Here is a 10765-nt window from a genome sequence, read left to right on the forward strand (position 1 = left end):
AGATGGACAGCGCAAAGGGGCGCGAGCGATGCTCGCGCCCCTTTGTGTTTCTCCCTTGAATCGCCGGGGGTTCTACCGGCATAGTGCTCGCGGATTTCTGCACTTGGGGTGCAGAATCGCGCGGGAGGAGAAACATGAGCATTTTCAAGCGGGTTGCCGGTGCGCTCGGTGTCGCCGGGCTGGTCTTCCTGTCGTCTGCGCCGGCGGGCGCGTTCGTCACGTTCGAGTCCGGGCCGGTCCGCCCTCTCGCAAAGTCGCCGGACGGCACCCGGCTGTTCGTCTGCAACATCCCGGACAACACCCTCGAAGTCTTCGACATCGAGCCCGACGGGCTGACCAAAGTCGCCTCGGTGCCGGTCGGCCTGGAGCCCGTGGCGGTGGCCGCGCGCACCGATACCGAAGTCTGGGTCGTCAACTTCCTGTCCGACAGCGTCAGCATCGTCGATCTGACCGACATCGACGCACCGAGAGTTACTCGCACGCTGACGGTCGGCGACGAGCCGCGCGACATCGTGTTCGGCGGCGCGCTGTTCAACAAGGCTTTCATCACCACCGCGCACCGCGGTCAGAACGATCCGAACGACCCTCAGCTGACAACCGAAGGCGTGGGACGCGCCGACGTGTGGGTCTTCGACGCGACGGCTCTCGGCTCCGACTTCGGCGGCAACGAGACGACGATCCTCACGCTGTTCGGCGACACGCCGCGCCCGCTCGCGGTCAGCCCCGACGGGACGCGCGTCTATGCCGGTGTATTCCTGTCCGGAAACCAGACCACCGTGATCAACGAAGGCGTGATTCCGAACGCTCTCGATTTCAACGGCAACCCGGTTCCTTCGCGCCCCGCACTGGCACTCCCGCCGCCCGACACGGACGCAAGCGGTGATCCGCGGCCGGAAGTCGGCCTGATCGTAAAGTTCGACGGCACGCACTGGGTCGACGAGCTCGGGCGGAATTTCGACAGCCTCGTGCGCCTGAGCCTGCCGGACTACGACGTGTTCGCGATCGACGCGACGCAGAATCCGCCGGCACAGGTTGCCGGCAGCGGCGGCCAGTTCGCGCACGTCGGCACGACGCTGTTCAACATGTCGATCAACCCGGCCGACGGAAAGCTCTTCGTCAGCAACCTCGAAGCGTTCAACGACGTGCGGTTCGAGGGCCCCGGGACGTTCGCCGACACCACTGTACGCGGACATCTCGTCGAGAGCCGCATCACGGTGATCGACCCGGTGGCCGAAACGGTCACGCCGGTTCATCTCAACAAGCACATCACCTACGACGACACGTTCGATCCGATCCCGAACACCACCAACGACAAGAGCCTCGCATTCCCGCTCGACATGGCGTTCACCGCCGACGGGTCGAAGCTTTACGTGGCCGCATTCGGCTCGAGCAAGATCGGAACGTACGTGACCTCCGAGCTTGCCGGCGATACGTTCACGCCGGATGCAGCCGACCAGATCCAGGTCAGCGGCGGCGGCCCGGCCGGTATCGTGCTCGACGAAGCGACTTCACGCCTGTTCGTGCTGACGCGCTTCAACAACTCGGTCTCGATCGTCGACACCGCGATCAACACCGAGCTGGAGAACATTCCGCTTCACAATCCGGAGCCGGCGAGCGTGGTTGCGGGGCGGCCCTTCCTCTACGATGCGCGCCACACATCGGCACGCGGCGACCAGGCGTGCGCATCGTGCCACATCTTCGGTGACATGGACGGCCTCGCATGGGATCTCGGCAATCCCGACGACGACATCGTCAACAACCCGCAGCAGTTCACGATCGGCCCGATCGGCGACCCGGACTTCCATCCGATGAAGGGCCCCATGACGACGCAGAGCCTGCGCGGCATGGACAACCACGGCCCGATGCACTGGCGCGGTGACCGGACCGGTGGAAACACCGAGGCGAACCATCAGCCCAACCAGGGTTCGTACAACGAGGATCTCGCGTTCAAGGCGTTCAATCCGGCGTTCGTCGGACTGATCGGCCGCAGCGCGACGCTGCCGGACATCGAGATGCAGGCCTACACGGACTTCATCCTGCAGGTGATGTATCCGCCCAACCCGATCCGCGCGCTCGACAACTCGCTTACGCCGGGTCAGGCGGTGGCGCAGAACATCTTCTTCAATCGCGACCCGATCGACACGTTCGAGACGTGCGAAAGCTGTCACCGCACCAACCGCAACGGCAATGCCGGCGTTGCGCGACCCGGATTCTTCGGTACCGACGGTCAGTCGAGCTTCGAGAACGAGACGCAGCACTTCAAGATCGCGCACCTTCGAAACCTGTACCAGAAGGTCGGAATGTTCGGCAATGCGGCCGAGCCGTTCGTCAATCCGGGCAACAACGGGAACCTCGGTGACCAGGTGCGCGGCTTCGGCTTCCTGCACGATGGCAGCATCGACACGGTCTTCCGCTTCCTGCAGGCGACGGTGTTCAATCCGCATGCGGCGGGCCCGGGCAACAACCCGCCGGCCAACATCGGATTCCTCAACGACACCGAGCGCGCCGACATGGAAAGCTTCGTCCTCGCGTTCGACAGCAATCACCGGCCGGTCGTCGGCCAGCAGGTGACGCTCACGTCCACGACCGGCGGCGACGCGGACACTCGCGTCGACCTGCTCCTCGACCGTGCCGACGCGAACGAATGCGACGTGGTCGTCAAGGGCGTCATCGCCGGCGAAGAACGCGGCTGGGTCTACGACGGCTCCGGACAGTTTTCGACGGACAGCTTCGGCGACGGGCAAGTCGCAGAAGCAGCCCTGCGCGCGCTCGCCGACACCGCCGGTCAGGAGCTCACGTTCACGGCCGTGCCGGTCGGCGAGGGATATCGCATCGGCCTCGATCGCGACCTCGATGGTTACCGCAACGCCGACGAAGTCGGAGCGGGAAGCGATCCGGGCGACGAAGCGAGCACGCCGTGCGCAACCACGACCTCGAACTTCGTGTACACAAAAGCGAAGCTCCAGGACAGCAAGGGCAAGCTGCAGATCAAGGCCGACATGACGCTGTCGTCTGCGTATACGGGCGGCGTGGTTTCGGTCGTCGCGATGGACGGCGGCGGCATCATCTTTACCGGTGAGATCGGAGCGCTCACACCGAACAACGCCGCGACCAAGTACACGTACAAGGCGCCGATGGACAGCACCGGAATCACCAAGGTCGCCGTGAAGGCGATGAAGGACCCGGGAGTCTACCGCGTCACGATGAAGACCAGTGCGGCCTGGACACCTCCGTCGGCTGACGAGACCATCGTGTCGACTTTCGTCACGTTGCGCGTCGTCGACGAATGCGTCGACGGTCCCGCCACCAAGGTCGACGACTGAGACGGCGCGGCGCGCAGACCGCCAAAGTAAAAGGGGCGCGGGCGAAGGCTCGCGCCCCTTTTTCATTCTGCACCGATCGATCGCTTGGAACGCGGGCGCCGGCTTTGTATAGGCGCTCTGCCATGAGCCGGCCGCTGTTTATCGCGATCCTGTCTTCGCCCGTCGCGGCGCTTCTTGCCGGGATGTCGATTTACGCGTTTCGCACCTTTTATCTCCGCAATGCACCGATGGATGAGGAACTGGCGCGGCGCGGCCAGTCGGCGCTGCTCGGGCAGACAATCCGGCAGGCTTTCGCGTGGACAGTGCGGCCGATCGAATATGCATTCGAGCACAGCGGCGCGTCGCCGGATCTGCTGACGATCTCGGGAACGGTCCTGTGCGCCGTGGGCTCGATCGTGCTTGCCTCCGGCGATCTTACCGTCGGCGGCCTCCTCATCCTGTTCTCTTCGTGTTTCGATTTCCTTGACGGACGCATCGCGCGCAAGCGCGGCATCAGCGACCGCGGCGGAGAATTCCTCGACTCCACCATGGACCGCTACGCCGACGCGTTCTGCTTCGGCGCCGCCGCATTCCTGCTGCGCGACAATGCCTGGAACCTGTCGGCCGCACTCCTCGCGTTCGGCGCATCCGGCATCGTCCCGTACGCCAGAGCCAAAGCCGAAGCACTCGGAGCCGAGCTGCGCGGCGGCCTCATGCAACGCCCCGAGCGCGTCGTGCTGCTGAGCGGCGCCGCCATCTTCAGCGCCCCGCTCGACCATCTGTGCCCGTTCGATGCCGCACACCCGACGTTCACGCTGGTGATCTGGATCCTCGCAATCGGAACCGCCGTCACAGCAGTCGGCCGCACGATAGATGGCCTAAGAGCCACCCGCACCACGCGCCGCCGTTAGGCGCGCCACGAAAACGAGAAGAGAAGCAGTTAGCACCTCGATCAAGCGCGAAGAACGAGAACAATCTGCGCGACAATCCCCGCCACGAGAGCCACGTAACACGAGCCGGGCGCCGAGAAGGGTCGAGATGCAAGGCGGAGCCCGCGTAAGCGAGGGAGGCGTACTTCCCGTACGCTGACCGAGCGTCGCGGCGACAACGCGGCAGATCGGCCCTTATCGGCGTCCGGCGCAACGACCGAGCGTCAGGACAACGCAACGATCGTAGCGCCGGACCCTCGAAGATCACTTCTTGACGAGCACGAACATCGTCCCGCTTTCGCGGGCAACGAGCAGAAGCGCGCTGTTGCCTTTGACCTTGTCCGCAACCCTGCGGAACGCCGCCGCATCCTTGACCGGACTCTGGTCGATCTGGACGATCACATCGCCGGGGCCGATGCCGGCCTTCGCAGCGGCGCTGCGCGGCTCGACGTCGGTAACGACGGCTCCGCTGTCGATCTTGTCGGAGACACCGAAGTGCCTGCGGCTCTCCGCGTTGAGGTCACTCACGTCGATTCCGCCGAGCAACCCCGTGCTCGTGACTTTTTCCGGTTTGGCGCCCGGACGCTTGCCAGTGACCGGCAGCGAGCCGAGCTCGACATCGAGCTCGCGCTTCGTCTTGTCGCGCACGAGCGTCACGGTCACCGACTTGCCCGACGGATGCGACGCAACGATGTTGCGCAGCTCGCCGGTCGATTTCACGTCGTGACCATCGATCGCGAGGATCACATCCCCGCGCTGGATTCCGGCCTTCTTGGCGGGGCCGTCCGGGCTGACGTCGGCGACGAGCACGCCGTGCGCCTGGTCGATGCCCATCGCATCGGCAAGATCGCGGTCGAGCGTCTGGATCGACACGCCGAGCCAGCCGCGCTCGACCTTTCCCGTCTCGAGCAGGCTCGTCATGATGCCCTTGGCCATGTTCGACGGGATCGCGAAACCGATCCCCTGGTAGCCGCCGGTACGGCTGGCGATTGCAGTGTTGATGCCGACGAGCTCGCCGCGCAGGTTGATCAGTGCGCCGCCGGAGTTGCCGGGATTGATGGCTGCGTCGGTCTGGATGAAGTCCTCATAGTCTGCGATGCCGAGATTGGCGCGTCCGGTGGCCGAGACGATTCCCATCGTGACGGTCTGGCCGACGCCGAACGGATCGCCGATCGCGAGCACCGTGTCGGCAAGGCGAAGAGTCGAAGAGTCGCCGATCGGAAGCGGCTTCAGGCCGGACGGACTTTTCTTGAGACGTACGACCGCCACGTCGCTCTGCGGATCGGCGCCGATCAACTCGGCATCGAACTCGCGATTGTCGTCGAGTGTTACCTTGATCTCGTCGGCATTCTCGACGACGTGATTGTTGGTCAGGATGACACCGTCGCTGGTGACGATGACGCCCGAGCCGAGACTCTGGGCGCGCCGCTCCTGCGGTATGGCTTGACCCGGCGGCATCTGGAAGAAGCGGCGGAAGAACGGGTCGTCGGAGAACGGGGAACCGCCTCCGGGGCCATCGTCGTCGTCCCCCATTCCTTTGATGACCTTGGTCGACGAGATGTTGACCACGCTTGCCGTAGCGCGCTCGGCAATTTCAGCCAGATCGACCGAAGGGTAGTGCGCTTCGGCGTCGCGAGGCATCAGCAGCTGTGAGGCCGAAAGCAGCCCGCCGTGACCGAGTGGCGTCGTGGAGAGGATGTCGAGGGTTGCAAGGGAGCCGACGAGCCCGCCGAGCGCGACCGCGACGAGGCCTCGCAGTCGCGGTCGCACGGCGGGAAGGAGACGGTTCGGAAACTTCATTGAAGAGGAGACTCCTGGAGATTTGGATCGCACATGGAAGGGTTCTGGCCGTCAGACGCTCCGATGCGGGAGCTATTCAGGAAGCGGCGCATTGCGTCGCGCATCGCATCGATGGTCCGCAGGCAGCGTCCGGGCCTCCGTTGCCCCATGGTGGGCGGGCGAGTACGATGACCGGGCCTCGAGGACGGGAAGGGAGCCGGTCCGGGGCCAAAAAGGAGGCAGGCAATGTCGGAGAATGAAGTCAATTTCAGTGGGAACCCCAACACGATGATTGCGCTTGCACTGGTGGCCTCGGCCCTCTCGCTTGCGCTCAGCGTGTGGAGCATTTCAAGAGTCGGAGCCATCGAAGCATTCGTCGCAGTTCAGAGCGCCGCCGCGCGGTAGATACGGCCGCTGCGGATGGGCCCGGCCCCGCGCTCGCGGGATCGGGCCCGTCCGTTCCGTTTGTTTTCTTCTTTCCCGCGGTGATCGCCGCGGGCTCTCGCCTGTCGCAGCACTGTCGCTTCCCGCGGCGTCCATCGCGCCGGCGCGTTTTGCACTCCTTCGCATTTTCCCACATCTTCGCGCATCTGCGTCGCTGCTGCCGGCCGCTCGTGGCTGCGCGTAAGCGGACCCGGAAAGCGAGTGAGGTGATCGGGAATGTCGGGCGAGAACGAGATCGTTCTGGTCGGGGTCGGGCAGTGCGTCCAGCGTGATGCGGCGCCGGACCATGCGCGCGATCCGGTCGCGCTCATGGCCGATGCCGCTCGCCTCGCCGCGGACGATTCGACGCTTGGCCCGCGGCTGCTCTCGCAGCTCAGTCTCGTCGCAACCGTGGACACGTTCGCGTGGCAGCCGGCCTGTGCGCCGGGGCTTCTGGCCGAGGCCATCGGTGCCACGCCGTCGCGTCTGGTGCAGTCGACTGTCGGCGGGAATACGCCGCAGGCCTACGTGAACTGGCTTGCCGGCGAGATCCGAAGCGGAAAGGCGGGCGGCGCGTGCCTTATCGCCGGCGTCAACGTCGTCGCAAGCATGATGAAGGCGCGCGCGGCGGGAGTCCGTCTCGCGTGGCCGACCGGCGGCGGTGGTGCTCCGGAGCGTTTCGGCGACGAGCGGCCCGGCGGCACCGACGACGAGAACGCGCACGGCCTGTTCCTGCCGTCGAACACGTATCCGTTGTTCGAGAACGCCGTGCGCGCACGGCGGGGTCTTTCGGTCCGCGAGCACAGCCTCGCCATCGGCCGCATGTTTTCGCGCTTCACCGACGTTGCGGCGAAGAATCCGATTTCGTGGTTTCCCGTGCGGCGCAGCGCGGAAGAGCTCGCGACGCCGTCCGAGAACAATCGCTGGGTTTCGTTTCCGTACACCAAGTACCTGAACGCGGTGATGGCTGTCGATCAGTCCGCTGCAGTCATCCTGATGAGCGCAGCCGAAGCCGACAGGCTCGGCGTACCGAAGGATCGCCGGGTGTGGTTCCTCGGCGGCGGCGCCGCAAGCGAAGATCCGTGGAACGTCAGCGAGCGTCCCCGCTTCGACGCGTGTCCGTCGATGAAGTTCGCGGCCGAGCAGGCGATGGCGAAGGCCGGAACGACGGTCGCCGACCTCGATTTCTTCGATCTGTACTCGTGCTTTCCGGTCGCGGTCGAGCTTGCGTGCGAAGGTCTCGGCATCGCCGAGGATGATCCTCGCGGCCTGACGCTCACCGGCGGACTGCCGTATTTCGGAGGACCGGGAAACAACTATTCGCTGCACGGCATCGCTGCGATGGTCGAAGCGCTGCGATCCAGGCCCGGGGCAAACGGACTCGTCACCGCCAATGGATGGTATCTGACCAAGCATGCGGCCGGCGTTTATTCGAGCGCGCCGCCGTCACGCCCCGCGCTCGCCGAGCCGCCCGCGAGCGCTTCGCGGCACGAAGGGCAGCCGGTCGAAGTCGCGAAGGAACCGAGCGGAAAGGCAGTCGTCGAGACCTACACTGTCGTCTGCGGAAAGTCGGGCGAGCCGCAGACGGGCATCGTACTCGGCCGTCTCGCAACCGGCGCGCGCTTCCTCGCGCACACACCGGACGATCCGGCGCTTCTCGAAGAATGGATGACGAACGAGGCCATCGGGCGTCGCGGCAGCGTACGGGCCGGCTCGCCGGTCAACGTGTTCACGCCCGAATAGGCAAAAGGCCCGAATGCACCAGCCGCATCCATCCACGTTTCCGATGAGTACCGACGGTTATCGCACCGAGATCGCCGGTCTTTCGGTGGTCGAAATCGCGCAGCGCTTCGGCACTCCGACGTTCGTCTACGATGCGGCGACGATCGCGGCACGCGTGCGCAGCCTGGCGCGCTTCGACGTCGTGCGATACGCGCAGAAGGCCTGCTCGAACATTGCCGTGCTCGATCTGGTCCGGCGCGAAGGCGCGCTCGTCGATGCAACCAGCGCGGGCGAAATGCACCGCGCGTTCGCGGCGGGATACGAAGCCGCCGGAAATCCGCCGCCCATCGTCTACACCGCCGACATCTTCGATCGCGACTCGCTCGACTCGGTCGTGGAGAACGGCGTCCACGTCAACTGCGGATCGGCCGACATGATCGACCAGTACGCCGCACGGCGCGGCGATGGCCAGGTCACGCTTCGGATCAATCCCGGGTTCGGCCACGGGCACAGCCGCAAGACCAACACCGGCGGCGATCACTCCAAGCACGGCATCTGGCACGAGGATCTTCCCGAAGTTCTCGGACGCGCAGCTGCGCTCGGCATCCGCATATCGGGGCTGCACGTGCACATCGGTTCCGGCAGCGACCTCGAGCATCTCTCGCAGGTCGCGAGCGCGATGGAGAAGCTCGCGCTGCGCGTCGGGCCGCAGCTCGAGTCGATCAGCGCAGGCGGCGGACTGCCGGTTCCGTACAAGTCCGGCGATCCGGCAATGGATGTCGACGCGTACTTCGGCTTGTGGGATGCCGCCCGCCGCAGAATCGCGGCCGAGCTCGGCCACGAGATCCGCCTCGAGATCGAGCCGGGCCGCTACCTTGTTGCCGACAGCGGCTTCCTCGTGACCGAAGTGCGCGCGACCAAGCGCATGGGCACCAACCGCTTCTGTCTGGTCGATGCGGGCTTCAACAATCTCGTCCGTCCGGCCATGTACGGATCGTATCATCCGATGGCACTGGCCCCGTCCGACGGCGCCGCCGATCTTCCTCCCGGCGACTGTGTGATCGGCGGACCGCTTTGTGAATCGGGCGACATCTTTACGCAGGGCGTAGACGGCGTCGTCGGCCACGTCCGGCTGCCGCAGCCGAGGATCGGCGACTTTCTCGTCATCGGCGTTGCCGGCGCGTACGGCTTCTCGATGAGCTCCAACTACAACTCGAAGCCGCTGGCTGCCGAAGTCATGATCATCGACGGGCGCGCCCACCTCGTGCGTGCAAGGCAGGGCCTCGACGACCTGATCCGCGGCGAGCGTCTGCCGGCGATCTGAGCGCGGCCAGCCGGCCCGACCGATCGTTTCGCGCGCGAAAAACGATCGCGGCGCGTGCATACCCTCCCGCCGGAACGAAATCGGAGGAGATCCCGTGACGTTCGGCGCCGATTTCACGGCCAATCTGCTGTCTATCTCGAATTGCCGCGAGCCGTTGCGGACGCGGTCCGCAACTGCGAGCATAGCCGGAAAAGACTTGGAATCCAGCCACTTGACAGGCGGCAAGTATGCCTCGGAGACTGCGTCGTCGCCGCCGGCTCACGGCGTCGCGCAAAATTCCTCACGATGCTGCCCCCGGGGGGCATTGCGCCTTCTCCCGGCACGGCATAATCCCGCTGTGGGTACTGGTTGATGGCGGCCTCGGGATGGACACAATACTCCGAGACTCAGATTCGCGAGATCCTCGAGCTGGCCAAAATGGGCATGCAGCCGGCGGATCTGGCGCGTCGCTACAATGTGCCCGTCGTCGTCATCCACGTCTGGCAGACCAAATACGGATCGACGAGCGGCGAAACTGACGCCTCGCGCTATCGGCGCCTCGAGGCCGAAATCACCAAGCTCAACCAGCTGATCGGCGAGCTGACGGTCGAGCACGAGCAACTGGGCATCAAGCTGGCTGCGAAGAAGGAGTGATCCGCAGACTCCTCGTTGCGAGCGACTTGCGTCGTCCGTAGGTTCTTACGGTGCCACCGGTTGTCATTTACACGCTTCGAAGCTGCCCTTTCTGCGTCCGGGCCAAGAGCCTGTTCGATTCCAAGCGGGTCGATTACCGGGAGGTCGACGTGACCTCGAACTGGGAGGAGCGCATGCGGATCTCGCGCGAAAGCGGGCATCGGACGTTTCCGCAGATCTTTATCGGCGACTCCTTCATCGGGGGCTGCGACGAGCTCTACTCGCTCGAACGCGCCGGAAAGCTCGACCCGATGCTCTCCTGAGCTGGCCAAAAGCTGGGTATACAACGCGATTTTTCCACACTATCCTCCGCGAACGGTCTGACGACGTGATCAGCCATACTGGCCTGTGGGCTGCGGCTTTCTCGATGCGGTTTCGAGCTGCTGCCGGCACCCGCACGAACGAACATTGGAGTACCCCGGAATGAGGTTTTCACCATCCGTGCGTGATTTCGTGACGTTGCGACTCGCGCTGGCCGCGTTTGCGGCAGCGTCGATGATCGTATTCGCCGGCTCTGCGCCGGCTGCCGACTGCGGCGACGATGTCGACGGCGAGCGCATCGGTTGCGCATGCGGGGACAACGTCGTCTCCGATACGACGCTGAGACCGGGTGA

Annotated in this window: 8 protein-coding genes; 7 read left to right on the forward strand and 1 reads right to left on the reverse strand. The window is 65.1% G+C overall.

The window, feature by feature from the left end; translation table 11 throughout:
• Positions 1–134: 134 nt before the first annotated feature.
• Together VN634_10720 and VN634_10725 are read left to right on the forward strand one after the other, a co-directional pair.
• On the forward strand, positions 135–3323 hold the full coding sequence (locus tag VN634_10720) for a hypothetical protein (GenBank protein HXC51347.1): 3189 nt from the start codon (positions 135–137) through the stop codon (positions 3321–3323).
• A gap of 122 nt (positions 3324–3445) precedes the next feature.
• A complete protein-coding gene (locus VN634_10725; GenBank protein HXC51348.1) occupies positions 3446–4213 on the forward strand; it encodes a CDP-alcohol phosphatidyltransferase family protein in 768 nt (255 codons plus the stop codon).
• Positions 4214–4495: 282 nt separating this feature from the next.
• On the opposite strand, the gene VN634_10730 is transcribed toward VN634_10725, so the two are convergent.
• Positions 4496–6031 (reverse strand): DegQ family serine endoprotease, encoded by a 1536-nt coding sequence (locus tag VN634_10730; protein HXC51349.1) that lies wholly within the window; start codon positions 6029–6031, stop codon positions 4496–4498.
• 225 nt (positions 6032–6256) lie between these two features.
• On the opposite strand from VN634_10730, the gene VN634_10735 reads away from it, so the two are divergent.
• The 5 genes from VN634_10735 to grxC all read left to right on the forward strand — a co-directional run bounded on the left by VN634_10735 (position 6257) and on the right by grxC (position 10414).
• Positions 6257–6415, forward strand: a complete 159-nt coding sequence (locus tag VN634_10735) for a hypothetical protein (protein HXC51350.1) — start codon at positions 6257–6259, stop codon at positions 6413–6415.
• Between the two features lie 255 nt (positions 6416–6670).
• Positions 6671–8176: an acetyl-CoA acetyltransferase gene (locus tag VN634_10740; GenBank protein HXC51351.1), complete on the forward strand. Its 1506-nt coding sequence runs from the start codon at positions 6671–6673 to the stop codon at positions 8174–8176.
• 43 nt (positions 8177–8219) lie between these two features.
• Positions 8220–9479 carry a diaminopimelate decarboxylase gene (gene lysA / locus VN634_10745; GenBank protein HXC51352.1) on the forward strand — a complete coding sequence of 420 codons (1260 nt, stop codon included), beginning with the start codon at positions 8220–8222 and terminating at the stop codon, positions 9477–9479.
• 351 nt (positions 9480–9830) lie between these two features.
• Positions 9831–10112, forward strand: a complete 282-nt coding sequence (locus tag VN634_10750) for a transposase (protein HXC51353.1) — start codon at positions 9831–9833, stop codon at positions 10110–10112.
• A 50-nt stretch (positions 10113–10162) separates the two neighbouring features.
• The gene (grxC, locus tag VN634_10755; GenBank protein ID HXC51354.1) at positions 10163–10414 is read left to right on the forward strand and encodes a glutaredoxin 3; all 252 of its coding nucleotides are present in this window, start codon (positions 10163–10165) and stop codon (positions 10412–10414) included.
• The last annotated feature ends 351 nt before the right edge of the window (positions 10415–10765 follow it).

This window comes from Candidatus Limnocylindrales bacterium, from assembly GCA_035571835.1.
Lineage (GTDB): Bacteria > Desulfobacterota > Binatia > UBA1149 > CAITLU01 > DATNBU01.

Bases quoted from the DNA above. Each gene is read 5' to 3' on its own strand.
- VN634_10720 (HXC51347.1), top strand. From the start codon at position 135: ATGAGCATTTTCAAGCGGGTTGCCGGTGCGCTCGGTGTCGCCGGGCTG.
- VN634_10725 (HXC51348.1), top strand. From the start codon at position 3,446: ATGAGCCGGCCGCTGTTTATCGCGATCCTGTCTTCGCCCGTCGCGGCG.
- VN634_10730 (HXC51349.1), bottom strand. From the start codon at position 6,031: ATGAAGTTTCCGAACCGTCTCCTTCCCGCCGTGCGACCGCGACTGCGA.
- VN634_10735 (HXC51350.1), top strand. From the start codon at position 6,257: ATGTCGGAGAATGAAGTCAATTTCAGTGGGAACCCCAACACGATGATT.
- VN634_10740 (HXC51351.1), top strand. From the start codon at position 6,671: ATGTCGGGCGAGAACGAGATCGTTCTGGTCGGGGTCGGGCAGTGCGTC.
- lysA (HXC51352.1), top strand. From the start codon at position 8,220: ATGAGTACCGACGGTTATCGCACCGAGATCGCCGGTCTTTCGGTGGTC.
- VN634_10750 (HXC51353.1), top strand. From the start codon at position 9,831: ATGGCGGCCTCGGGATGGACACAATACTCCGAGACTCAGATTCGCGAG.